The 24,449-nt window shown below is 66.0% G+C and carries 25 protein-coding genes; 15 read left to right on the forward strand and 10 right to left on the reverse strand.

What is annotated here, in order from left to right:
- Nucleotides 1-4 precede the first annotated feature (4 nt).
- Both AMB_RS18105 and AMB_RS18110 read right to left on the reverse strand, forming a co-directional pair.
- Nucleotides 5-703: a Crp/Fnr family transcriptional regulator gene (locus AMB_RS18105; RefSeq protein ID WP_011385935.1), complete on the reverse strand. Its 699-nt coding sequence runs from the start codon at nucleotides 701-703 to the stop codon at nucleotides 5-7.
- A 5-nt stretch (nucleotides 704-708) separates the two neighbouring features.
- Nucleotides 709-1,407, reverse strand: coding sequence for a cyclic nucleotide-binding domain-containing protein (locus AMB_RS18110; protein WP_011385936.1), 699 nt, complete (start codon nucleotides 1,405-1,407; stop codon nucleotides 709-711).
- A 145-nt stretch (nucleotides 1,408-1,552) separates the two neighbouring features.
- Here AMB_RS18110 and murI point away from each other — a divergent pair, with 145 nt between their 5' ends.
- Nucleotides 1,553-2,374, forward strand: coding sequence for a glutamate racemase (gene murI / locus AMB_RS18115; protein ID WP_011385937.1), 822 nt, complete (start codon nucleotides 1,553-1,555; stop codon nucleotides 2,372-2,374).
- A 125-nt stretch (nucleotides 2,375-2,499) separates the two neighbouring features.
- Here murI and AMB_RS18120 read toward each other — a convergent pair whose 3' ends face one another.
- From AMB_RS18120 to AMB_RS18145, 6 genes are all read right to left on the reverse strand, one after another.
- Nucleotides 2,500-2,697 (reverse strand): CCE_0567 family metalloprotein, encoded by a 198-nt coding sequence (locus tag AMB_RS18120; RefSeq protein ID WP_011385938.1) that lies wholly within the window; start codon nucleotides 2,695-2,697, stop codon nucleotides 2,500-2,502.
- A 67-nt stretch (nucleotides 2,698-2,764) separates the two neighbouring features.
- A complete protein-coding gene (locus tag AMB_RS18125; protein WP_011385939.1) occupies nucleotides 2,765-2,974 on the reverse strand; it encodes a hypothetical protein in 210 nt (69 codons plus the stop codon).
- Nucleotides 2,975-3,123: 149 nt separating this feature from the next.
- Nucleotides 3,124-3,885, reverse strand: coding sequence for an SDR family NAD(P)-dependent oxidoreductase (locus tag AMB_RS18130; protein WP_011385940.1), 762 nt, complete (start codon nucleotides 3,883-3,885; stop codon nucleotides 3,124-3,126).
- 136 nt (nucleotides 3,886-4,021) lie between these two features.
- The gene (locus AMB_RS18135; RefSeq protein ID WP_043745113.1) at nucleotides 4,022-5,056 is read right to left on the reverse strand and encodes an enoyl-CoA hydratase/isomerase family protein; all 1,035 of its coding nucleotides are present in this window, start codon (nucleotides 5,054-5,056) and stop codon (nucleotides 4,022-4,024) included.
- A gap of 141 nt (nucleotides 5,057-5,197) precedes the next feature.
- Nucleotides 5,198-6,724, reverse strand: a complete 1,527-nt coding sequence (locus tag AMB_RS18140) for a malonate--CoA ligase (RefSeq protein WP_043745116.1) — start codon at nucleotides 6,722-6,724, stop codon at nucleotides 5,198-5,200.
- Between the two features lie 104 nt (nucleotides 6,725-6,828).
- Nucleotides 6,829-7,488, reverse strand: coding sequence for a GntR family transcriptional regulator (locus tag AMB_RS18145; RefSeq protein ID WP_011385943.1), 660 nt, complete (start codon nucleotides 7,486-7,488; stop codon nucleotides 6,829-6,831).
- A 220-nt stretch (nucleotides 7,489-7,708) separates the two neighbouring features.
- Between AMB_RS18145 and AMB_RS18150 the strand changes: the two genes are divergently transcribed.
- From AMB_RS18150 to AMB_RS18195, 10 genes are all read left to right on the forward strand, one after another.
- Nucleotides 7,709-8,845 carry an acyl-CoA dehydrogenase family protein gene (locus AMB_RS18150; RefSeq protein ID WP_043745120.1) on the forward strand — a complete coding sequence of 379 codons (1,137 nt, stop codon included), beginning with the start codon at nucleotides 7,709-7,711 and terminating at the stop codon, nucleotides 8,843-8,845.
- A gap of 29 nt (nucleotides 8,846-8,874) precedes the next feature.
- Nucleotides 8,875-9,765, forward strand: a complete 891-nt coding sequence (gene mmsB / locus AMB_RS18155) for a 3-hydroxyisobutyrate dehydrogenase (RefSeq protein ID WP_011385945.1) — start codon at nucleotides 8,875-8,877, stop codon at nucleotides 9,763-9,765.
- Between the two features lie 274 nt (nucleotides 9,766-10,039).
- Nucleotides 10,040-10,837 (forward strand): ABC transporter ATP-binding protein, encoded by a 798-nt coding sequence (locus AMB_RS18160; protein ID WP_011385946.1) that lies wholly within the window; start codon nucleotides 10,040-10,042, stop codon nucleotides 10,835-10,837.
- The gene (locus AMB_RS18165; RefSeq protein ID WP_011385947.1) at nucleotides 10,837-12,768 is read left to right on the forward strand and encodes a long-chain fatty acid--CoA ligase; all 1,932 of its coding nucleotides are present in this window, start codon (nucleotides 10,837-10,839) and stop codon (nucleotides 12,766-12,768) included. The genes AMB_RS18160 and AMB_RS18165 overlap by 1 nt, the downstream gene beginning before the upstream one ends.
- Before the next feature lie 11 nt (nucleotides 12,769-12,779).
- Nucleotides 12,780-13,673: a branched-chain amino acid ABC transporter permease gene (locus AMB_RS18170; protein WP_011385948.1), complete on the forward strand. Its 894-nt coding sequence runs from the start codon at nucleotides 12,780-12,782 to the stop codon at nucleotides 13,671-13,673.
- A 175-nt stretch (nucleotides 13,674-13,848) separates the two neighbouring features.
- Nucleotides 13,849-14,919, forward strand: coding sequence for a branched-chain amino acid ABC transporter permease (locus AMB_RS18175; protein WP_043745123.1), 1,071 nt, complete (start codon nucleotides 13,849-13,851; stop codon nucleotides 14,917-14,919).
- A gap of 61 nt (nucleotides 14,920-14,980) precedes the next feature.
- Nucleotides 14,981-16,219: an ABC transporter substrate-binding protein gene (locus AMB_RS18180; protein WP_011385950.1), complete on the forward strand. Its 1,239-nt coding sequence runs from the start codon at nucleotides 14,981-14,983 to the stop codon at nucleotides 16,217-16,219.
- 66 nt (nucleotides 16,220-16,285) lie between these two features.
- Complete coding sequence (locus tag AMB_RS18185; protein ID WP_011385951.1) at nucleotides 16,286-17,110, forward strand: ABC transporter ATP-binding protein; 825 nt, start codon at nucleotides 16,286-16,288, stop codon at nucleotides 17,108-17,110.
- A 130-nt stretch (nucleotides 17,111-17,240) separates the two neighbouring features.
- Nucleotides 17,241-18,464: a phenylacetate--CoA ligase family protein gene (locus AMB_RS18190; RefSeq protein WP_043745126.1), complete on the forward strand. Its 1,224-nt coding sequence runs from the start codon at nucleotides 17,241-17,243 to the stop codon at nucleotides 18,462-18,464.
- A 2-nt stretch (nucleotides 18,465-18,466) separates the two neighbouring features.
- A complete protein-coding gene (locus tag AMB_RS18195; protein ID WP_011385953.1) occupies nucleotides 18,467-19,957 on the forward strand; it encodes an aldehyde dehydrogenase family protein in 1,491 nt (496 codons plus the stop codon).
- Here the strand turns inward: AMB_RS18195 and AMB_RS18200 are convergent.
- The gene (locus tag AMB_RS18200; RefSeq protein ID WP_043745128.1) at nucleotides 19,944-20,303 is read right to left on the reverse strand and encodes a HepT-like ribonuclease domain-containing protein; all 360 of its coding nucleotides are present in this window, start codon (nucleotides 20,301-20,303) and stop codon (nucleotides 19,944-19,946) included. The genes AMB_RS18195 and AMB_RS18200 overlap by 14 nt on opposite strands.
- Nucleotides 20,293-20,601 (reverse strand): nucleotidyltransferase family protein, encoded by a 309-nt coding sequence (locus AMB_RS18205; RefSeq protein WP_011385955.1) that lies wholly within the window; start codon nucleotides 20,599-20,601, stop codon nucleotides 20,293-20,295. The genes AMB_RS18200 and AMB_RS18205 overlap by 11 nt, the downstream gene beginning before the upstream one ends.
- A 65-nt stretch (nucleotides 20,602-20,666) precedes the next feature.
- On the opposite strand from AMB_RS18205, the gene AMB_RS18210 reads away from it, so the two are divergent.
- From AMB_RS18210 to AMB_RS18225, 4 genes are all read left to right on the forward strand, one after another.
- Nucleotides 20,667-21,851 carry an acetyl-CoA C-acetyltransferase gene (locus AMB_RS18210; RefSeq protein ID WP_043745132.1) on the forward strand — a complete coding sequence of 395 codons (1,185 nt, stop codon included), beginning with the start codon at nucleotides 20,667-20,669 and terminating at the stop codon, nucleotides 21,849-21,851.
- A 1-nt stretch (nucleotide 21,852) separates the two neighbouring features.
- Complete coding sequence (locus AMB_RS18215; RefSeq protein ID WP_011385957.1) at nucleotides 21,853-22,989, forward strand: acyl-CoA dehydrogenase; 1,137 nt, start codon at nucleotides 21,853-21,855, stop codon at nucleotides 22,987-22,989.
- 12 nt (nucleotides 22,990-23,001) lie between these two features.
- A complete protein-coding gene (locus tag AMB_RS18220; protein WP_011385958.1) occupies nucleotides 23,002-23,817 on the forward strand; it encodes a universal stress protein in 816 nt (271 codons plus the stop codon).
- Nucleotides 23,818-23,944: 127 nt separating this feature from the next.
- Nucleotides 23,945-24,397, forward strand: a complete 453-nt coding sequence (locus AMB_RS18225; RefSeq protein WP_011385959.1) for a PaaI family thioesterase — start codon at nucleotides 23,945-23,947, stop codon at nucleotides 24,395-24,397.
- Nucleotides 24,398-24,449: the final 52 nt, after the last annotated feature.

The following is a 24,449-nucleotide window of genomic DNA, read 5'->3' on the forward strand; positions in this document are numbered from 1 at the left end:
CCCGCTACTCCCCGCTTCCCTCGCGGACCATGCGGCGGAGTGCCTCCACATCGGTGATCTCCACCTCGCGGCCATGGGTATCGACGCCATAGGCCTTGAGGCGGTTGAGGGCGCGCGACAGGCTTTCCGGCGCGATGCCGATCCGGCTGGCCAGCACCGCCTTGGTCAGCGGCAGGCGCACGCGGCCGGCGGCGTCGGCCCCCGCCTTGGCGGCCAGGGCCAGCAGGAAGGTGGCCAGACGCTGGCCGGGCGACTTGCTTTTCAGTTCGCTGATCTCGTGGATCAGACGGAATTGCCACTGGGACAGGCCGCCCAGCAGCATCGGCCCCAGCGAGCGGTTGTCGGCCAGACGCTTGAGGAATTGCGCAGCCGGCACGTGCACCAGCCGCGAGCCGGCCATCACCTCGCCGTTCAGCGGAAAGATGCCCGACGAGAAGATGGCGGCCTCGGCGAAGGAGACGATGGGGTCGAACACCTCGATGATGGACTGGTCGCCGGTCTCGGTCAGGGCGAAGATGTTGACCCGGCCTTCCAGCAGGATGAAAAAGCGGTCGGCCTTGTCTCCCTGGCTGAACAGCAGTTCCGTCTCGGGATAGGCGGCGGAATGGGCGCCATCCATCAACAGGGCGAGGTCGGCCGAGGACAGCCCCGCCAGCAGCGGAGCCTGGGCCACGAGTTCCAGTTCGGCGGCGTTGAGTGCCATGGGCCTTATCCCACCTCTTCTTCGGCGCAGAATTCGCGCAAGGTGGCCACCTCGGCGATGACCACCAGATTGTCGGGCAGGGATTCGACGCCCAGCCGCCCCAGCTTGCCGAGCGCCCGCGACAGGCTTTCCGGCTTCATGCCCAACTGGTCGGCCACCAGCTTCTTGTCATAGGGAAAGCGCAGCTCGGCACGGCCTTCCTCGGCCTCGGTCATGGTCAGCAGGAAGGAGCCCAGGCGCTGGGCCGTGGTCTTCAGCTTCAGCTCGGCGATCTGGCGGACCAGCATGCGCAGGCGGAAGCTCATGGTGGTCAGCATGTGCAGCGTGATGTCCAGGCGCTCTTCCAGGCGGGCGCGGAAGGACTGGGCCGGAATGGACAGCAGGGTGGCGCCGGTCAACACGCGGGCGGTCATGATGTAACGCCCGGGCCCGAACATGGCGGCGTCGCCCAGCACGGTGGAGCGCCGCGCCACTTCGACCACGCTCTTCTTGCCGTCCACGTCCAGCGACAGCTCCACGTGGCCGTCCAGAACCACGTAGAAGCGATCCACCGCCTCTCCCTCGCGGTAGAGAAGGTGCTCGTGGCCCAGGACCAGCAGTTCGGCGCCCTCGAGCAATTGGCGGACATCCCTCTCCGCCAGCCCGGTAAACAGCGGCGCGAATTGCAATTGCAGCAGCACCTCGCGGTCCAGCGCCTGCGTCATAAGCGGTTCCTTATGTGACTCCGGTCAACCGGCAGGCACCGTACGACGAAGCGCGGGCCTGTTCCAGCCCCTAAATGCCGCCCCTTGCCGGAGGTCGGATGGAGGTCTAAGTATGCATCTGGCCTAATTTTCCGATCCGGACATCATGAGCGGCAACCCCACCCTTCCCATCGGTATTTTCGATTCCGGCGTCGGCGGGCTGACCGTGCTGAAGGCGGTGCGCGAGCGCCTGCCCGGCGAGTCGCTGATCTATCTGGGCGACACCGCCCGCCTGCCCTATGGCACCAAGAGCGCCCAGACCGTGGCCGCCTACGCCCTGGAAGCCACCCGGCGGCTGGTGTCCTACGGCATCAAGGCCCTGCTGGTAGCCGACAACACCTCGTCGGCCCATGCCCTGGAGGGCTTGCGCGCCGCCTTTCCCGGCCTGCCGGTGATCGGCGTAGTCGAGCCCGGAGCTACCGCCGCCGCCGCGGCCTCGGCCCGCGGCCGCATCGCGGTCATCGCCACGGAAAGCGCCGTCCAGGCCGGCACCTATCCCCGCGCCATTCTGCATTCCCGGCCCAATGCCCAGGTGACGCAATTGCCCTGCCCGCTGTTCGTCTCCATGGTCGAGGAAGGCCTGGTGGACGGCCCCATCGCCGAACAGATTGCCCGTCACTACCTGGACCCGCTGTTTTCCGGCCCCGACGCCGCCGATTGCCTGCTTTTGGGCTGCACCCACTTTCCCGCCCTGGCGCCGCTGTTCCGCCGGCTGCTGGGCCGGGACGTGGCCGTGGTGGATTCCGCCTCGACCACCGCCATGGTGCTGGAGGATCTGCTGAGCCTGAGGGGCCTGCGCGCCCCAGGCGGCACGGCGCGGGTGCGCTATCTCGCCACCGATGCGCCCGAGCGCTTCGCCCGGGTGTCGCGGGTCTTCGTTCCCTGGATCATCGGGGAAGCCGAGGTCGAGTCCATCGATCTGGGGTAAACGATTGTCATCCAGAGAGAGCGGAAGCGACCGAGGGATCTCATCCTGATCCGGTGGGTTCGATTCGGCACCGTCGGTCCAGGCGGAGATCCCTCACTGCGTTCGGGATGACAAGAAAACCGCGCTCAGCCCCCCGCCGCCTTCAGCGCGGCGCGGGCCTGGGTCAGGCGGGCATAGAGATCGTGGCAGGACGCCGCCACGTCCGGGATCTTCTCCCAGCCGATGGGCAGTTCCTCGGACAGGTCGTGCAGGTCCATCTTGGCCTGGGTCGCCTGGGCGTTCAGCTTCTTGACCTCGGCCTTGAGGGCGTCGACGTCGCTCATGGGGGGAATACTCCGGTCTTGAGGGGCGTGGCGGCAGGCCGAGTGTAGCCTTGCCCCACCCGCCCCATCAACCGGCGAGACGGTAGGTCTGGCCTGCGTCCACGCCCAGCGCCGGCAGCGAGCCCGCCACCGGGGTGCCCTCGACGGCCTCGACCCGGGTGCGGAAGCACGACAGGCACCACAGGACCGGGGCGAGCACCCTCTCCCTGACCACGGAATGCCGGGTGCGGCGACCGCAATGGGGGCAGTGGCAATATTCGTCCAAAGTCGGGATCATGATGCTACGGTCGTCCTGGTTTCGCTACGTCTTACCTAGTGCCACCGAACCTCGCCAACAAGCGAAGGTTCCGTGACATCCGGGACTACACCAGCCGATTGTGGCAACCGTATGACATCATTTTGCCCAGCCCCTCAGTCGCCGGGCCATTATTGCGGCGGCATCCGCACCGCGCCGTCCAGGCGGATGGCGCTGCCGTTGAGCATGGGATTGTCGCAGATGGCCAGGACCATCTTGGCGAATTCCTCGGGCCGCCCCAGGCGATGGGGGAACAGGGTCGAGGCCACCAGATTGTCCATGACCTCGTCGGGCATGCCGGCCAGCATGGGAGTCTCCATATAGCCCGGCGCCACCGCCATGACTCGGATGCCCAGCGGGGCGAATTCGCGGGCGGCGGGCAGCGACAGGGCGGCGACCCCGCCCTTGGACGAGGCGTAGGCGCACTGCCCCACCTGCCCGTCCCAGGCGGCGATGGAGGCGGTGTTGACGATCACGCCGCGCTCGCCATCCGCCAGGGGCTCCAGCCCCGCCATGTCGGCGGCGGCCAGGCGCATGACGTTGAAGGTGCCGACCAGATTGACCTGAATGACTCGGGCGAAGGTCTCCAGCGGCATGGGGCCCTTGCGCCCCACCACCTTGCCCGGCGTCACCACGCCGGCGCAGCTCACCGCGATGCGGGCCGGGCCGTGGGCGTCGCGGGCCTGGGCCAGGGCGGCCAGGGTCGAAGCCTCGTCGGTGACGTCGCAGGCGGCGAAGACTCCGCCGATTTCCTTGGCCGTCGCCTCGGCGGCGGCGGCATTGATGTCGAACACCGCGACCTTGGCCCCCGCCTTGGCCAGGGCGCGCGCCGTGGCCTGCCCCAGTCCCGAGCCGCCGCCGGTGACGATGGCGGCCAATCCGTTGACGTTCATTGTCGAACTCCCCTCGCGATTATCGTTGTTTCGGGGCTTCCGCCCCGCCCCCGATTGGAGGAGACCTCCAAACCACCCTTTGATTCAAAAAGGGGGTTTGGGGCATCGCCCCAAGCCGGTTCGGGCGGCAGCCGGATTAAAAGGTCAAATCCCCACAGCCCGGCACCGCGTCGAAATGGGCCAGCACCTGGCCTTCCGTCCCCGCCGGGTTCCAGGCGGGCTTGTTGTCACGGTCGATGAGCAGGGCGCGCACGCCTTCGACGAAGTCATGGGCGGGCGCCAGCGCCATGGCCAGGCGGAACTCCATCTTCATGCAATCGTCGAAGGACAGGGTGGCGCCGCGGCGGATCATCTCGAAGCTGACCGCCACCAGATGGGGCGACTTGGCGCGGATGGTGGCCAGGGTCTCGGCGGCGAAGGGATCGCTTTCGCCTTCGAGCGCCGCAAAGACCTCGGCCAGACTGGCCTTGCCGAAACAGCGGTCGATCAACTCTCGCCGGGCGTCGATGGCCGCCGGGCCGGGGTCGGAAGCAAAGCCGTCCAGGCTGGCCTTGACCTCGGCGGCGTCGCGGGCCTCGGACAGCGCCTCGATCAGGGCGGGAAGCTGGGCGCTTTCCACGAAATGGGTGGCGACGCCAACATGCAGGGTATCGGCCGCCTTCAGCCGCGCTCCCGTCAGGCCGAGATACATGCCGATGGAGCCCGGCAGCCGGGGCAGGAAGTACGATCCGCCCACATCGGGGAAGAAGCCGATGCCGGTCTCGGGCATGGCGAACAGGGTGCGCTCGGTGGCGACCCGGTACAGGCCGTGCACCGACACCCCCACGCCGCCGCCCATGACGATGCCGTCGATAAGCGCCACATAGGGCTTGGGGCTGGTGTGAATGCGGCGGTTGAGGCGGTATTCGTCGCGGTAGAAGGCGGCGGCGAATTCCAGGTCTCCGGCCTTGCAGGCCTCGTAAAGCTGCTTGATGTCGCCGCCGGCGCAGAACGCCTTCTCGCCCGCGCCCTCGATGGTGATGCAGGCCACGTCGGCATCAGCCGCCCACTGGTCGAGGCGGGGATGCATGGCGTGCACCTGATCCAGCGTCAGGGCATTCAGCGCCTTGGGCCGGTCCAGGGTGATGCGGCCCAGATGGCCGGTGCGGTCGAAATGGATTTCAGCAGACATCAAATACTCTCCGGCAAATACCCATTGTCATCCCGAGGAAGCAACGCGACCGAGGGATCTCAGTCTGTGACGGCTTGTCCGAATTGGCACCGACGCGCCGGACGGGAGATCCCTCGCATGCGCTCGGGATGACACGGCACCTCACAGATTGGCCTTCCACATCGCGGCATAGCTATCGCGCAGCACGTTCTTTTGCACCTTGCCCATAGCGTTGCGCGGCAGTTCGGTCACCACCACCGCCAGCTTGGGCACCTTGTAATTGGCAAGGCGGCCCTTCAGGGAGTCGATAACGCCCTCGGCGGTCAGGGATGCCCCCTTCTCGGCCACCACGATGGCCAGCCCGGCCTCGCCGAAATCGGGGTGGGGCATGCCGACCACGGCGGATTCCACCACGCCGGCCAGGCGGTCGATGAAGTCCTCCACCTCCTTGGGGTAGACGTTGTAGCCGCCGGAAATGATCAGGTCCTTGGCCCGGCCGACGATGGAGACATAGCCCCGCGCGTCCACCACGCCCACGTCGCCCGACTTGAAGAAGCCGTCCTCGGTGAAGTCGGACTTGGTCTTCTCGGGCATGTTCCAGTAGCCCTTGAAGATGTTGGGTCCCTTGACCTCGATGATGCCCACCTCGCCCTGGGGCAGCACCTGACCTTCCTCGCCGGTGATGCGAAGCTGAACGTCGGGCAGGGGAAAGCCCACCGTCCCCGCCCGGCGGTCGCCAACCAGCGGGTTGGAGGTGAACATGCCGCCCTCGGTCATGCCGTAGCGCTCCAGGATGGTGAAGCCGGTCTTGTCCTTGAAGGCGTTGAAGGTCTCTTCCAGCAGCGGCGCCGAGCCCGAGATGAACAGCCGCATGTGGGAACACGCCTCGGGCGTGAGATTGGGGCTGGTCAGGAAGCGGGTGTAGAAGGTGGGCACCCCCATGAACACCGTGGCGCGTTTCAGCAAGCCGATGGCCTGCTCGGCGTCGAATTTGGGGCAGAAGATCATGGGGCTGCCGTTCAGCAGCACGCAATTGATGGCCACGAACAGCCCGTGGGTGTGGAAGATGGGCAGGCAGTGCAGCAGCACGTCGTCGGGCCGGAACCCCCACAGGTCGTGCAGGGTCTGAGCGTTGGAGCCGAGATTGGTGTGGCTCATCATGGCGCCCTTGGGCCGCCCGGTGGTGCCGGAGGAATACAGGATGGCCGCCATGTCGTCGCCGCCGCGCGGCACGGTGGCGAAGGTCTCGGACAGGCCCTTGGCCCGCTCGGGCAGGGTGCCGTCGCCGTGGCTCCCCAGGGTCATGACGCAGGTCCCGATGCCGGCGGCGACGGCCAGCCCCTCCAGCTCGGCCAGGCGGCTGGGCTGGCACACCACGGCGGAAGGCGCCGCGTCGAACAGGAAGTATTCCAGTTCGCCCGCCTGATAGGCGGTGTTGAGCGGCAGCAGCACCGCGCCGGAGCGCAGGCAGGCGAGATAGAGCACCACCGCCTCGGCCGACTTGTCCACCTGCACCGCCACCCGGTCGCCGGGCTTGACCCCGGCCGCCACCAGGGCATGGGCGTAGCGGGCGCTCATGGCCTCCATATCGCCGTAGCTGACGGTGATCCCGCCGGGCACCTCGATGAAAGGGCGGGACCGGTCGGCGGGAAAGCGCGAGCGGAACAGCTCGAACAGGTTGTCGGTCATCTGGGCGCGCCCCTTTGTCATCAAAGCCTGATTACGGCGATACCATATGGGCATGCCCCGCGCCACCATTTTGTATCCAAGAAATGCCTTTCTCGGATACAACACTAGCTCATGATGGACACGAATTCCGAAAAGATGTCGGCCTGGATGGTGACATGCTTGCGCATCACCGCCTGGGCGCGGTCGGGATCGGCCGATTCGATGGCCGCCACCACCTCGGCATGCTCGGCCAGCGAGCCGTCGATGCGGCCGGGATGGTTGAGCTGATAACGGCGATAGGGGGCGAGGCGGGCATAGAGGGACCGCGCCATCTCCTTCAACACCTCGTTATGGCTGCCGTCGTAAACCGCGTCGTGGAAAGCGCGGTTCAGGGCGTAATAGCCGTCCAGGTCGCGGGCCTCGCACAGGGTTCCGGCCTCGGCCACCATGGCGGAAAGCCTGGACTTTTCCTCCGGCGACATGCGGCGCGCGGCATAGCGGGCGCACAGCCCCTCGATGTCGCTCATCACCTCGAACATCTGCACCATGCGGTGCAGATCCAGGGGCGCCACCACGGCGCCTTGACGCGGCTTCTTCACCACCAGGCCGGAATAGACCAGTTGCAGGATGGCTTCGCGCACCGGAGTGCGCGACAGGCCGAAGCGGGTGGCCAGGCTCTCCTCGTCCAGGCGGGTGCCGGGGCGCAAAAGACCCTGGAAGATCTCCCGTTCGATCACCTGACGGATCTCGTCGGCCCGGGTCGCCGGCTTTTTTTGCTCGTTCATCGGGCCTCCAAACCCCTGATGTGGCGGTGCCGAGTATACATCTCCCGCCGACACTGTCTAAGGGCAATCCGCTCTTCGGACACAAAATCTGTGTATCACGTATACAAGAGATGGACCCGGCGCATCCCTTGTGATAATTCCATACCCATCGGGGCCATTGATGGGTACCCTCGTCTGCAACAACCGGGGCGTTAGACTCCGGATCAGGGATACGAAGCGCATGGATTTCGGACTGACCCCGGACCAGGAGGCTTTTCGTCAGGCCGCCCACGATTTCGCCGTGGGCGAGATGGCGCCCCATGCCGCCCATTGGGACGAAGAGGGCATCTTCCCCGAGGACACCCTTCGCAAGGCCGCCGAGCTGGGCTTCGCCGGCATCTATGTGGGCGAGGATGTGGGCGGCTCGGCGCTGTCGCGTCTCGACGCCGCCCTGATCTTCGAGGAACTGGCCGCCGCCTGCCCGTCCACCGCCGCCTATATCTCCATCCACAACATGGCGGCGTGGATGATCGACAGCTTTGGCGATCAGGAGCAGCGCCGCCGCTTCCTGCCCGACCTGTGTTCCATGCGCAAATTCGCCTCCTACTGCCTGACCGAGCCCAATGCCGGGTCCGACGCCGCGTCCTTGCGCACCAAGGCGGAGCGCGACGGCGATCATTATGTGCTGAACGGCACCAAGGCCTTCATCTCGGGCGGCGGGCGCTCGGACGTCTATGTGGTGATGGTGCGCACCGGCGCCCCCGGCCCCAAGGGCATCTCCTGCCTGGTGGTGGAGGCCGGCACCCCCGGCCTGTCCTTCGGCAAGCAGGAAAAGAAGCTGGGCTGGAAGACCCAGCCCACCGCCAGCGTGATCTTCGAGGATTGCCGCGTGCCCGTGGCCAACCGCATCGGCGCCGAGGGCGACGGCTTCAAGATCGCCATGAAGGGCCTGGACGGCGGCCGCATCAATATCGGCGCCTGCTCGCTGGGCGGCGCCCGGGCCTGCCTGGAGCACGCCATCGAGTACACCGGCCAGCGACAACAATTCGGCCAGGCCATCAGCGCCTTCCAGGCCACCCAGTTCAAGCTGGCCGACATGGCCACCGAACTGGAGGCGGCGCGGCTGATGATCCATCGCGCCGCCCATTCGCTGGATTCCAAGTCGCCCCAGGCCACGGTGCACTGCGCCATGGCCAAGCGCATGGCCACCGATGTGGGCTTCGCCGTCACCGACGCGGCGCTGCAACTGCACGGCGGCTACGGCTACATCAAGGAATACCCCATCGAGCGCTATTTCCGGGATCTGCGGGTTCACCAGATCCTGGAAGGCAGCAACGAGATCATGCGGGTGATCATCGGCCGGGCGCTGACCACCTAACACACTCTATTCAGACAGGGAGGCTTCACATGGCGAGCATCGGGTTCATCGGTCTGGGCAACATGGGCGCGCCGATGATGCGCAACCTGATCAAGGCCGGGCACAAGGTGGCTGCCTTCGATCTGTCCGAAGCCGCCCTGGCCGCCGCCGCCGAGGCCGGCGCCACCGCCTGCACCAAGGCCACCGATGCCGCCCGGGGCGCCGAGGTGGTGGTCTCCATGCTGCCGGCAGGAGCCCATGTGAAGTCGGTGATGCTGGGCGAAGGCGGCCTGTTCGCCGCAGCAAGCAAGGGCACCCTCTTCATTGATTCCTCGACCATCGACGTGGCCACCGCTCGACTGTTGTCCGACGAGGCTTCCCGGGCCGGTCACGCCCTGATCGACGCCCCGGTATCCGGCGGCGTGGGCGGGGCCGAGGCCGGAACCCTGACCTTCATGGTGGGCGGCGCCGACGATTCCTTCGCCCGCGCCGAGCCCATCCTGGCGGTGATGGGCAAGACCATCGTCCATGCCGGCGGCCCCGGCAACGGCCAGGCGGCCAAGATCTGCAACAACATGCTGCTGGGCATCTCGATGATCGGCACCTGCGAGGCCTTCGCCCTGGCCGAGAAGCTGGGCCTGGACGCCCAGAAGCTGTTCGACATCTCGTCCAAGTCGTCGGGTCAGAACTGGTCCATGACCAGCTATTGCCCGGTGCCCGGCCCGGTGCCCGCCTCGCCAGCCAACCGCGATTACAAGGCGGGGTTCGCCGCCGCCATGATGCTGAAGGACCTGAAGCTGGCCGTGGAGGCCGCGCAGACCGCCGGCGCCTCCATTCCGCTGGGCGCCGAAGCCGCCCAGCTCTACGCCATGATGGCGGGAATGGGCCAGGGCGGCCTGGATTTCTCGGGAATCATCCACATGCTGCGCGGCAAGGCCTGATGGGAGCGCCCCTCCCCCCGTCATCCCGAGCGACGCCGAGGGATCTCGTCCTGGCATGGCGGCTCCGTCCCGGCACCATCGCCCCAGACGGAGATTCCTCGCCCGCGGCTCGGAATGACAGGGACGGAAGGGCGGTCAATCAAGGCTTGCACGGCAATTAAAAAAACGTATGCTCGTTTTCACTGATGAGACCCTCGCCAAGAAGGGTCCGGGTACAGGGTGGTTCGGAGGCCGCGCCGCACAGGCGCCTCCTCCGGTTCGGGAGCGATAGACGATGTCCGTGACGGATAATCCGGTTCTGGAAGTACGCGACGTATCGCTGGCCTTTGGCGGCGTGCGCGCGCTGACCGAGGTCAGTTTCCAGGTCAACAAGGGAGAGCTGTTCTCCATCATCGGCCCCAACGGCGCCGGCAAGACCTCCATGCTCAACTGCGTGTCGGGCCGCTACAAGCCGACCTCGGGCCGGGTGTTCATGGATGGCCGCGACGTGACGGGACTGTCGCCCAATGTGCGCGCCACGCTGGGCCTGGGCCGCACCTTCCAGAATCTGGCGCTGTTCGGCCATATGAGCGTTCTCGACAACATCATGGTTGGCCGCCACCACCTGCTGGGCAACAACGCCGCCACCGGCGCGCTGTACTGGCTGAGCGGGGCGCGCAAGGAAGAGCTGGCCCACCGCCGCAAGGTGGAAGACATCATCGACTTCCTGGAGATCGCCCATATCCGCAAGGCGGTGGCGGGCACCCTGCCCTACGGCCTGCGGAAACGGGTGGAGCTGGCCCGCGCCATGGCCGTCGAGCCCAAGGTCATCCTGCTGGACGAGCCCATGGCCGGCATGAACCTCGAAGAGAAAGAGGACATGGCCCGCTACATCGTCGACCTCAACGAGGAATGGGGCATGACGGTGATCATGATCGAGCACGACATGGGCGTGGTCATGGACATTTCCCACCGGGTCATGGTGCTGGAATTCGGCCGCAAGATCGCCGAGGGCCTGCCCGACGAGGTGATGAACAACGAACGGGTCAAGGTCGCCTATCTGGGCATCGACGAAGACGAGGACGTGGCGTGATGAGCGAGTACCTCGACACCTCCATTCACGACACCTTTCCCAAGGCCCTGGTGCACAACGCCCAGCGCTGGCCCGGCGAAATCGCCATGCGGGAAAAGGAATTCGGCATCTGGAACGCCTTCACCTGGTCCGACTACCTGAACCGGGTCAAGGACCTGGCGCTGGGCATGCTGGCCCTGGGCGTAAGCCGCGGCGACGTGGTGGCCATCCTGGGCAAGAACCGCCCTGAAAGCCTGTGGGGCGAGGTGGCCGCCCATGCGGTGGGCGCCATGAGTCTCGGCATCTACCATGATTCCATGAACGCCGAGGTGGCCTACCTGCTGTCCTATACCGGGGCGGCGGTGGTGCTGGCCGAGGACGAGGAGCAGGTGGACAAGCTGCTGGAGATTTCCGCGGAAGTCCCCACCATCCGCCACATTGTCTATTTCGATCCGCGCGGCATGCGCAAGCACCAGGACCCGCGCCTGATCTCGGCCGAGGAGCTGAAGGCCAAGGCCCAGCAGATCGCGGCTTCCAATCCGTCGCGCTTCGACGAGGAAGTGGGCAAGGGCAAGGGCGACGACGTGGCCATTCTGTGCACCACGTCCGGAACCACGTCGAACCCCAAGCTGGCCATGCTGCAGGCCGGGCCGTTCCTGCGCCACTCCACCGCGTACCTGCGCGCCGACCCCAAGGCGGCGGGCGATGACTATGTCTCGGTGCTGCCGCTGCCGTGGATCATGGAGCAGATCTATGCCGTGGCCCAGCCGCTGATCTGCCGCAACATCGTCAACTTCGTCGAGGAGCCCGAGACGATGATGGCCGATATGCGGGAAATCGGCCCCAATTTCGTGCTGCTGGCGCCGCGCATGTGGGAAGGCATCGCCGCCGACGTGCGCGCCCGCATGATGGATTCCACCCGCTTCAAGCAATGGATGTTCGATCTGGGCATGAAGCTGGGCATGAAGGCGCTGGACGCCGGCAAGCGCTCCAAGCTGGCCGACTGGATCCTGTTCGACGCGCTGAAGGACCGCATCGGCTTCTCGTTCCTGAAGTCGGCGGCCACCGGCGGCGCGGCGCTGGGGCCGGACACCTTCCGCTTCTTCCTGGCCATGGGCGTGCCGCTGCGCCAGATCTACGGCCAGACCGAGCTGGCCGGCGCCTATACCGTGCACCGGGAAGGCGACATCGATTTCGACTCGGTGGGCATTCCCTTCGACGACGCCCAGTTGCGCATCGACAATCCCGACGCCAACGGGGTGGGCGAGATCGTGGCGACCACCGACGGCATGTTCACCGGCTACTTCCGCAATCCGGAAGCCTCCGGCGCCGACATCGTCGACGGCAATTGGCTGAAGACCGGCGATGCCGGCTACATCAAGCCCGCCAACGGCCATCTGGTGGTGATCGACCGCATCAAGGACCTGGCCACCACGTCACACGGCGTGCGCTTCTCGCCTCAGTTCATCGAGAACAAGCTGAAGTTCTCGCCCTTCATCGCCGAGGCGGTGATCCTGGGCGACACCAAGCCCTATCTCTCGGCGCTGATCTGCATCCGTTTTTCCATCGTGTCCAAATGGGCGGAATCCAAGGGGATCTCGTTCACCAACTACACCAATCTGTCGGCTCAAGGACAGGTCTACGAGCTGCTGCAGGCCGAGGTGGAGAAGGTCAATTCCACCCTTCCCGAGCCCCAGCGCATCCGCAAGTTCCTGCTGCTCTACAAGGAACTGGACGCCGATGACGGCGAGCTGACCCGTACCCGCAAGGTGCGGCGCGGCGTCATCAACGACAAGTACGGCGACATCATCGATTCCATGTACGCCGACCGTGCCATGGTCCCCGTGGACGCGGTGATCACCTTCCAGGACGGCACCACCACACGGGTCAAGACCGAGTTGAAGGTCGTCACCCTGCTGCCGCCCCCCGCCCAACAACTGGCCGCGGAATAGGAGAACACGACATGGGTTCCTCTCTGCTTCTCCAACTCCTGGTCAACGGGCTGATCGTCGGCACGCTGTACGGCGTGGTCGCCATGTGCTTCGTGCTGATCTACAAATCGACCCAGGTGGTGAACTTCGCCCAGGGCGAGTTCCTGCTGATCGGCGCCTGGACCTGCTGGTGGCTGGTCACCAGCATGGCCCTGCCGTTCTACGTCGCCTTCCCCATGACCTTCCTGTTCATGATGGTGTTCGGCATCGCGCTGCAGATGATCGTGCTGCGCCCGCTGATCGGCGAGCCGGTGATTTCGGTGATCATGGTCACCATCGGCCTGTCCATCTTCTTCCAGGCGGTGATGAAGTCCATCTTCGGCGTGTGGGCCCAGCCCTTCCCCGAGATCTTCCCGGTCAAGTCGGTGGACATCCTGGGCCTGTCGGTGCAGCCCGCCTATCTGATGAGCCTGGTGGTTTCCATTGTCATCATGGGCCTGTTCGCGTGGTTCTTTAAGTACTCGCGCATGGGTCTGGCCATGCGGGCCACCGCCTTCAACCAGCAAGTGGCGCAAAGCCTGGGCATCTCGGTCAAGGCGGTGTTCGCCACCGCCTGGGCCATCTCGGCCATGGTCTCGGCCCTGGCCGGCGTGGTGGTGGGCATGGTCAACGGCGTGTCCTCGGCCCTGTCGTTCTTCGGCATCAAGGTCTTCCCGGCGGTGATCGTCGGCGGCCTGGATTCCATCATCGGCGCGGTGCTGGGCGGCCTGATCATCGGCGTGCTGGAGAATCTGGCGGAATACGCCGACGGCCAGTACCTGCACCTGGGCAATCTCTACACCGTGGCGCCGTTCTACGTCCTGGTCATCATCCTGATGATCAAGCCCTACGGCCTATTCGGCACCAAGACCATCGAGAGGGTGTGATGCGCAATAGCCTGTCACTCAAAATTCGTGCCTGTCATCCCGAGGGAGCCTTGGCGACAGAGGGATCTCAGTCTGGCACGACATGTCCGAATCGGCGCCATGAGTCCGGGCGGAGATCCCTCGCTTCGCTCGGGATGACGGTTCCCGGGGAGAATGACATGAAGGGGAAATGGCAATGATTTCCAGCAGCCTCATTCCCTGCGGCCAGTTCAAGACCACCTACGCGGCCGACACCACCATGTTCCTGACGCCCGCGTCCAGGAACTGGTGCATCGCCGGCATCCTGCTGGCCGCCGCGTCGCCCCTGGTTCTCAGCAACTACCTGCTGGCGCTGCTGATCCAGATCGGCTTTTACGGCATCGCCGCCCTGGGCCTGAACATCCTGGTGGGCTGCACCGGCCAGATTTCGCTCGGTCACGCCGCCTTCTTCGGCTTCGGCGCCTTCGCCTCGGCCTGGCTGAACAACACGTTCGGGGTGCCGGTGCTGCTGGCCATTCCGCTGGCCGGCGTGATGACCACCCTGCTGGGCCTCTTGTTCGGCATTCCGGCGGGGCGGCTGAAGGGCCTGTACCTGGCCATCGCCACCTTCGCCTCCCAGTTCATCCTGGAAGACTTCTTCGCGCGGGCCAACTGGTTCACCGGCGGGTCCTCGGGCGCCATGGCCAATCCCATCAGCCTGTTCGGCTATGAGGTGGGCGGCGACAAGGGCTTCTTCTACGTGGTTCTGGTCTTCGTGGTGGTGATGTACGTGCTGGGCACCAACCTGCTGCGCACCCGCGACGGCCGGGCCTTCGTGGCGGTGCGCGACCACTACCTCTCGGCCGAGGTGATGGGCATCAACCTCACCAAGTACCGCATCCTGTCCTTCGGCATCTCGTCGTTCTATGCCGGGGTGGGCGGCGCGCTGTACGGCCACTATCTCGGCTATGTCTCGGCCGAGGGTTTCACCATCCTGCTGTCCATCCAGTTCCTCGGCATGATCATCATCGGCGGCATGGGCTCGGTGATGGGCACCCTGATGGGCACCGCCTTCATGGTGCTGCTGCCCGAAGCCACCGAGGCCGCCGTCAGCACGGTCAAGCACTTCACCGGCGACATTCCGGCCCTGACCAGCGCCCTGGCCTATATCAAGGAGGCCACCATCGGCCTGGCCATCGTGCTGTTCCTGATCTTCGAGCCCGATGGGCTGGTTCACCGCTGGCGCCTGATCAAGTCTTATTGGAAGCTGTATCCGTTCTCGTACTGACCAACAAAACCAAGAACAAGACGCTGAACTCGAACCAACGATTCATGGGAGGAATCACACGATGAAGCATACTCTGTTCGCCGGAACGGCCGCGTTGGCCCTGTTGTCCGCCGGGGCCGCCCTGGCCGCCGACGGCATCCTGGTCGGCCACATCGCCGACATCACCGGAGCCACCTCGGCGGTGGGCAAGCCCTATGGCCAGGGCATCGCCGACGCCATGAACTACATCAACGCCCATGGCGGCGTGGCCGGCAAGAAGATCATCTTCGAGACCGTCGACTACGCCTATGAGGTGCCGCGCGCCATGGCCGCCTACAAGAAGCTGACCGGCTCGGAGAAGGCCACGGCCATCCAGGGCTGGGGCACCGGCGATACCGAAGCGCTGGTCAGCAGCGTGGCCAAGGACGAGATCCCCTATTTCTCGGCGTCTTATTCCGGCCACCTGACCGACCCGCAGGGCAAGACCTCGGTCAAGGGCGCGCCGTATAACTTCTTCTACGGCCCGTCGTATTCCGACGCCTGCCGCGGCCTGGTCCAGTGGGCGCACGAGGACTGGAAGAAGAAGGGCGGCACCGGCAAGCCGAAATTCGTCCACATGGGCGACAACCACCCCTATCCCAACGCCCCCAAGATGGCCTGCGGCGCCTATGCCAAGGAGCTGGGCTTCGAGGTCGGCAACGAGATCCAGTACTCGCTGAAGCCCGGCGACTTCAAGGCCCAGTGCCTGTCGCTCAAGGAATCCGGCGCCCATTACGCCTATCTGGGCAACACCTCGGGCTCGACCATCTCGCTGCTGAAGTCGTGCGAGACCGTGGGCGTCACCACCCAGTTCCTGGCCAATATCTGGGGCACCGACGAGGGCTCGCTCAAGGCCACCGGCGACGCCGCCGACAAGCTGGTCTGGGTGGTGGGCGCCTCCACCTGGAGCGACGACACCCCCGGCATGAAGCTGGTGCGCGAGATTTCCAAGGTCTCGGACGCCAGCGGCAATGAACCCCGCCCGGTGCACTACATCCGTGCCATCTGCTCGGTCTATTACATGAAGGAAGCCATGGAGATGGCGGCCCAAAGCGGCCCCATCACCGGCCCCGCCATCAAGAAGGCCATGGAAACCCATGCCAAGGACTGGGTCCCGGCCGGGCTTGAAGGCGTCTGCCTGCCGTCCACCTGGACCGCCGACGACCATCGCGGCACCACCACGGTCAAGGTCTATCAGGCCTCGACCAAGGGCGGCACCATCGGCATGAAGCAGGTCTATACCGCCGACATTCCGCGCCGCAAGGAATGGCTGGGCTGGTAAATCGCTTGAAGCGGGGGCGGTCACGCCGCCCCCCGTCATTACTCTTTACGGAAAATGGATACGGCCATGGGTGAACCCGCTGTCAAGCTTGCCCCGGAAGAAATCCTCCTCTCGGTGAACAACATCGAGGTGGTCTACGACGACGTCATCCTGGTGCTGCGCGGCGTCAGCCTGGACGTGCCCAAGGGCAAGATCGTTACCCTGCTGGGCCCCAACGGCGCCGGCAAGTCCACCACGCTGAAAGCCATCTCGGGCCTGCTGGGCACCGAGGACGGCGAGGTGACCCGCGGCAACATCACCTTCATGGGCGAGGAGATCGCCAACCGCGCCCCGGAAGACATCGTCCGGCGCGGCATCTTTCAGGTGATGGAGGGCCGGCGCATCATCGAGGACATGACGGTCATCGAGAATCTGCGCCTGGGCGCCTTCACCCGCAAGGACGGCGGCGCCGCCGTGCGCGACGACATCGAGAAGGTCTTCCACTACTTCCCCCGCCTGAAGGAGCGCACCGGCCTGGCCGGCTATCTCTCGGGCGGCGAGCAGCAGATGCTGGCCATCGGCCGCGCCATGATGGCCCGGCCCAAGATGATCCTGCTGGACGAGCCCTCCATGGGCCTGTCGCCCCTGCTGGTGAAAGAGGTCTTCGCCATCATCGAGACGCTCTGCGCCGAGACCGGCATCACCATGTTGCTGGTGGAGCAGAACGCCCGCATGGCGCTGAAGATCGCCCAGTTCGGCTACATCATGGAATCGGGCAAGATCGTCCTGGACGGGGCCAAGGAAGACCTGGTCAACAACGAAGACGTCAAGGAATTCTACCTGGGCGGCGACAAGGAACGAAAGTCGTTCAAGAACCTGAAGTCCTACAAGCGCCGGAAGCGCTGGCTGTAGGTCGGAAGGCCTGCCATCCCGAGCGCAAGCGAGGGGTCTCCGCTGGGACGGAGCTGGCCGATATCCCTCCACCCCGCCAGGACGAGAGCCTTCGCTTCGCTCAGGATGACAAGCCGGAATGGACCGACACATGACCGAATTTTACGATTCCCTGGAAACCCGCTCGACCGACGAGCGCGAGGCCGCGCAGTTCGAAGCCCTGCCCGAGCAGATCGCCCTGGCCAAGGCCGATTCCCCGGCCTTCGCCCGCGTGCTGGCCGAGGTGGACCCGGCCTCGGTCACCGGCCGCGCCGCCCTGGCCCGGCTGCCCGTCACCCGCAAGTCCGAGTTGATCGACGCCCAGCAGGCCGATCCGCCCTTCGCCTCGTTGATTGCCACGCCCAAGAGCGAGCTGCGCCGCGTCTTCGCCTCGCCCGGCCCCATCTACGACCCCGAAGGCTGGGACAATGACTGGTGGCGCATCGCCCGGGCGCTGTATGCCGCCGGCTTCCGCCGCGGCGACCTGATGCACAATTGCTTCTCGTACCACTTCACGCCGGGCGGCGTGATGTTCGAGACCGGCGCCCATGCGCTCGGCTGCCCGGTGTTCCCGGCCGGTATCGGCAATACCGACCAGCAGGCCAAGGCGGTCGCCGATCTGAAGCCGGCCGGCTATGGCGGCACGCCCTCCTTTCTCAAGATCATCCTGGAACGCGCCGAGGAGATGGGTCTCGACCACTCGTCGCTGACCAAGGCCTGTGTCTCCGGCGAGGCGCTGCTGCCGCCGCTGCGCCAATCCCTGAAGGACCTGGGCGTCGACGTCACCCAGTGCTACGCCACCGCCGATCTCGGCCTGATCGCCTACGAGACCAAGGCCCGCGAGGGACTGATCGTCGATGAGGGCGTCATCGTCGAGATCGTCCGCCCCGGCACCGGCGACCCGGTGCCCGAGGGCGAGGTCGGTGAAGTGGTGGTCACCAGCTTCAACCAGGATTACCCGCTGATCCGCTTCGCCACCGGCGACCTGTCGGCCATTCTGACCGGTCGGTCGCCCTGCGGCCGCACCAATATGCGCCTCAAGGGCTGGATGGGCCGCGCCGACCAGACCACCAAGATCAAGGGCATGTTCGTCCACCCCCGCCAGATCGCCGAAGTGGCCAAGCGCCACCCCGAGGTGATCCGCGCCCGCCTGGTGGTGGAAAAGGACGGCGAGAACGACCGCCTGACCCTCAACGTCGAGACCAGCGCCACCGGCCTGGAAGCGGCACTGAAGGATTCCTTCCAGTCGCTGTGCAAGCTGAAGACCGAGGTGGCCTTCGTCACCCCCGGCGGCCTGCCCAACGACGGCATCGTCATCCAAGACAAGCGAGCCTGATCATGACCCTGACGCCTGAACTCGATCCCTTCAAGCTGGCCAAGGCCCTTTCGGGCAAGCATCTGATCGGCGGCAAGCTCGTGCCCGCCGGCTGCGGCGAGGTCTTCGAGGTGGATAATCCCGCCACCGGCGAGATCATCGGCACCGCCGCCTTCGGCACCAAGGAAGACGTGGACATCGCCGTCATCTCGGCCAAGGCCGCCCAGAAGGACTGGGCCAAGCAATCGGCCCGGGCGCGCGGCAAGCTGGTGGCCGAATGCGGCCGGGTGCTGTCGGCCCATGTGGAGGAACTGGGCCGTCTGGTGGCCCTGGAGACCGGCAAGGCGCTGCGCACCGAAAGCCGGGTCGAGGCCGGCGTTCTGGCCGACATGTTCACCTTCTTTGGCGGCCTGGGCAGCGAACTGAAGGGCGAGACCATCCCCTTCAACCCCGACATGCTGACCGTCACCGTGCGCGAGCCGGTGGGCGTGGTGGGCTGCATCATTCCCTGGAACGTGCCCCTGCTGCTGATGGCCATGAAGGCCGCCGCTGCCCTGGTGGCCGGCAATTCCGTGGTGGTGAAGTCGGCGGAAGAGGCGCCGCTGACCGTGCTGCGCGTCGCCGAGATCATGAACACCGTGCTGCCGCCCGGCCTGTTCAACATGCTGTCGGGCTTCGGCCCCGAATGCGGCGCGCCGCTGGTGGAACACCCCGATGTCAAGAAGGTGACCTTCACCGGGTCCGTCGAGACCGGCCGCATCGTCTACAAGGCGGCGGCCGAGAAGCTGATCCCCGTGACGCTGGAACTGGGCGGCAAGAGCCCGATGATCGTCTGCGCCGATGCCGACATGGATCAGGCGGTGGCCGGGGCGCTGGCCGGCATGCGCTTCACCCGCCAGGGCCAGAGCTGCACCGCCTCATCGCGCCTGTTCGTGCATGAAAGCATCCATGACGAATTCGTCGCCAAGGTGAAGGCCAAGGTCGACGCCATGGTCATGGGCGACCCGCTCGACGAGAAGACCGATATCGGCACCATCGTCTCCGACGGCCAGTTGGAGCGGGTGAGGAGCTACATCAAGATCGGCGAGGAGACCAAGGGCGCCACCAAGCATGTCTGCTCGGCCCTGCCCACCGATCCCAAGCTGGCCAAGGGCCGCTTCGTCCAGCCGGTGATCTTCACCGGCATGAAGAACAGCGATCGCCTGTGCCAGGAAGAGATCTTCGGCCCCGTCTGCGCCGTCATCAAGTGGAGCGACTACGAGGACGTCCTGGCCCAGGCCAACGATTCCGAATACGGCCTCGCCGCCTCCATCTGGACGCGGGACTTCAAGCTGGCCATGGACGCCACCAAGCGCCTGGAGGCCGGCTTCGTCCAGGTCAACCAGAACCTGGTGGTCCAGCCCGGCCTGTCCTATGGCGGCGTCAAGACGTCGGGCATCGGCAAGGAAGCCTCGCTGGAATCCATGCTGGAGCACTTCACCCACAAGAAGACCATCATCTTCAACATGAAGTGAGGAAATCGCGTTCCTTGAGAAGAGCGGCGCGCAAGGGAGCAAGATCGTTGGTGGCAATCCGCCAGACCAGCCGGGGATTGATGGTCCCGTATTCATGCACGATCCGATCGCGCATGGAGCGGACATCCCGCCACGGGATATCCGGGCATCGATCCTCGATGCCCGGAGCCAGATGCTTGGCCGCCTCGCCGATGATCATGATCAGGTGGGTGACCGCCAGGACGGACTTACGGTCGGCGACGAAGGCGCCTTCCTCCAGGCCGGAGAGGAAGCCTTCGATCTCGGAGATGGAATCCAGAATGTCCTTCGCCCGTTGCAGCGCCCGCTCCACGGCGTCAGAAGACATGGGCAGCCTCTTGCCTCACCCGCTCATCGAGCCTGGGCTTGAGGCCGTCCCAGGTCAGCATGTCGACCTTGCAACCCAGCCAGTCGGCGGTGCTGTTCTGCACTCCGCACAGGGTCAGCAGGCTGAATTTGGACTGGGGGTCGTAGTCGATCACCAAATCCACGTCGCTGTCCGGGCCGGCATCGCCCCGGGCGACCGAGCCGAACACCGCCATGTGGATCACGCCCTTGGCGCGATAGAACGCCTCATGCGCCCTCAGGATGGCGATGACGTCTTCCAGTTTCGGGACTTGCCCCATGGCGTTTCTCCGTGGCCGTCCCAAAATTCTACCAAAAACACCCGTCTTCCACAAAGGACCAAGCCATGACCACCGACCCCATCGTCATCGTCGGCGCCGCCCGTACTCCCATGGGCGGCTTCCAGGGAGACTTCGCCTCGCTGGCCGCGCCGCAGCTGGGTGCCGCCGCCATCCGGGCGGCGGTCGAGCGTTCGGGCCTGGCCCCCGATCAGGTGGACGAGGTGTTCATGGGCTGCGTCCTGCCCGCCGGCGTCGGCCAGGCGCCCGCCCGGCAAGCCTCCCTGGGCGCCGGGCTGCCCCGCTCCGCCGGCTGCACCACCATTTCCAAGGTCTGCGGCTCGGGCATGAAGGCCGCCATGCTGGCCCATGACCTGCTGGTCGCCGGCACCGCCAAGGTGATGGTGGCGGGCGGCATGGAAAGCATGTCCAACGCGCCCTATCTGCTGGACAAGGCGCGGGGCGGCTACCGCCTGGGCCACGGCAAGGTGCTGGACCACATGTTCCTGGACGGACTCGAGGACGCCTATGACCGGGGCCGCCTGATGGGCACCTTCGCCGAGGAATGCGCCGGCAGCTACAAGTTCACCCGCGAGGCCCAGGACGGCTTCGCCCTGGCGTCCTTGAGCCGGGCCAAGAAGGCCATCGCCGACGGCTTGTTCGCCGCCGAGATCACCCCGGTGGCCGTGGCGGGCCGCAAGGGCGAGACCCTGATCACCATCGACGAGCAGCCGGGCAAGGCTCTGCCCGACAAGATCCCGACCCTGAAGCCCGCCTTCGCCAAGGACGGCACGGTGACGGCGGCCAATTCCTCGTCCATCTCGGACGGCGCCGCCGCCCTGGTGATGATGCGCCGTTCCGAGGCCGAGAAGCGCGGCCTCAAGCCCTTGGCCACCGTCCTGGGCCATACCAACTTCGCCCAGGAGCCCGCCCTGTTCACCACCGCCCCGGTGGGGGCCATCAAGACCCTGCTGGACAAGGTGGGCTGCAAGGCCGGCGACATCGATTTGTGGGAGATCAACGAGGCCTTCGCCGTGGTCACCATGGCGGCCATGCACGACCTCAAGCTCGAGCACGAGCGGGTCAACGTCCATGGCGGCGCCTGCGCGCTGGGCCATCCCATCGGCGCCTCGGGGGCGCGCATCATCGTCACCCTGCTGTCGGCCCTGAAGACCTACGGCATGAAGCGCGGCGTCGCCAGCCTGTGCATCGGCGGCGGCGAGGCTACCGCCTTGATGGTGGAGCTGACCTAGCATGATCGCCACCGAGGAACAGCAGCTGATCCGCGACATGGCGCGGTCCTTCGCCCGGGAGAAGCTGGCCCCCAACGCCGCCCGTTGGGACCGCGAGCACCTGTTCCCCACCGACGCCATCGCGGAAATGGGGGAACTGGGCTTCCTCGGCATGGTGGTGCCGTCCGAATGGGATGGCGCGGGGACCGATTACGTCTCCTACGCCATGGCGGTGATGGAGATCGCCGCGGGCTGCGGCCCGCTGTCCACCATCATGAGCGTGCACAATTCGGTGGGCTGCATGCCCATCCTGACCTATGGCACCGAGGCGCAGAAGGACGAGTTCCTGCGCCCCATGGCCCGGGGCGAGAAGCTGGGCTGCTTCTGCCTGACCGAGCCCGAGGCCGGCTCCGACGCCGCCTCCATCCGCACCCGGGCGCGCCGCGACGGCGACCATTACGTCCTGTCGGGCGCCAAGCAGTTCATCAGCACGGCCAAGAACGGCCAGGTGGCCATCGTCTTCGCCGTCACCGACCCGCAGGCGGGCAAGCGCGGCATCTCGGCCTTCGTGGTGCCCACCGACACCCCTGGCTTTACCGTGGTGCGCGTCGAGGACAAGCTGGGCCAGCACCTGTCCGACACCTGCCAGTTGGCCTTCGAGGACATGCGCGTCCCCGCCTCGCGCCGCCTGGGCGAAGAGGGCGACGGCCTGAAGATCGCCCTGGCCAACCTGGAGGGCGGGCGCCTGGGCATCGCGGCGCAAAGCGTCGGCATGGCGCGTTCGGCCCTGGACCATGCCCTGGCCTACGCCAAGGAGCGCAAGCAGTTCGGCAAGCCCATCTTCGAGCATCAGGCCGTGGCCTTTCGTCTGGCCGACATGGCCACCCGCGTCGAGGTGGCCGAGCAGATGGTCCTGCACGCCGCAAGCTTGCGCGATGCCGGACTGCCTTGCCTCAAGGAGGCCTCCATGGCCAAACTGTTCGCATCGGAAATGGCGGAACGAGTGTGCTCGGACGCCATCCAGATTCACGGCGGCTACGGCTATCTGGCGGATTTTCCGGTGGAACGGATCTACCGTGATGTTAGGGTTTGTCAAATCTACGAAGGAACCAGCGACATTCAACGGCTGGTCATTTCGCGGGCTTTGGCGACGCAATAGGGGAACAGGACCATGAAAGACATCCTCGTCCACATCGACGACAGCGAACGCTGCACCGCCCGTCTGGACATCGCCATCGGGCTGGCCAAGACCCATGGCGCCCGGCTGACCGGCCTGTTCGCCCGGACCGAAAGCCATCGCCCCAGCGCCGTCGCCCACAAGGCCAGCGACCAACTGACCCAGGCCCGCGACGCCGCCAAGGAAAAGTTCAACGCCGCCTGCGCCGCCGCCGGCGTCAAGTCCCGCTGGTGGCAGTTGGCCCATGGCGAGCCCGGCCACGTGGTCAGCGAGACCATGTTCTGCGCCCGCTATGCCGATCTGGTGGTGATGGGCCAGACCGAGCCCAAGAGCAAGATCGTGCCCGAGGAAATGATCGAGCACGTCATTCTCCACTGCGGCCGCCCGGTGCTGGTCATCCCCCATACCGGCAACTTCCCCACCGTGGGTGAGCGCATCGCCCTGGCCTGGAATGCCGGCAAGGAGGCGGTGCGCGCCCTCAACGACGCCAAGCCGCTGATGCTGGGTGCCAAGGCGGTGACCGTGCTCAGCTTGCGCGGCCCCTCGGACGACGGCTCCAGCGCCATGGGCGAGGTGCCCCAGGTGGATATCCTCGACCACCTGGCCGCCTGCGGCATCACCGCCCAGGCCGAGCGTCTGGCCGGCGAGCATATCGGCAAGATGGACATGCTGCTGTCGCGCCTGTGCGATCTGGGCGCCGATCTGGTGGTCATGGGAGCCCACGGCCATTACGGCCTGTCCCTGAAGCGCGGCACCGGCACCCGCTACGTCCTGGGCCACATGACCGTCCCGGTGCTGATGAGCAACTGATGACGATGACCACAGCCTGTCATTCCAACGACCATCGGGAGGAGGAATCTCCGCCTGGAACGCCGATTCCGACATGGCGCCACCATGCCAGGACGAGATCCCTCGCCCGCGCTCGGGATGACAGGACGTGACGGCGCTGACGCCCAAGGACCCCGATTACCGCGCCAAGGTGGAGGCCAGTTTCGCCCGGCAGGCGTTCCTGGCCACCATCGGCGCGCACATGACGGCGCTGGAGCCGGGGCGCTGTACCCTGGAACTGCCCACCCGGGCCGATCTGTGCCAGCAGCACGGCTTCGTCCATGCCGGGGCCACCACCACCCTGGCCGACACCGCCGCCGGCTATGCCGCCTTTTCCCTGATGCCCGCCGGGTCGGCGGTGCTGACCACCGAGTTCAAGGTCAACCTGCTGAGCCCCGCCAAGGGCGACAAGCTGGTGGCCCGCGCCGAGGTCTTAAAGCCCGGCCGCACCCTGATCGTGGTGCGCTCGGACGTCTATGGCGTCGAAGGCGGCAAGGAGACCCTGGTGGCGACCATGCTGGCCACCATGATCTGTCTGGCGGGCGCCTCGGATCCGGCCTGAGGGGCTTGATCCGTCCTTCCTCGAAGTTCAAGGCTTTCACCCGGGCATACAA

Origin of the sequence: Paramagnetospirillum magneticum AMB-1 (assembly GCF_000009985.1) — a bacterium.
Taxonomy (GTDB): domain Bacteria; phylum Pseudomonadota; class Alphaproteobacteria; order Rhodospirillales; family Magnetospirillaceae; genus Phaeospirillum; species Phaeospirillum magneticum.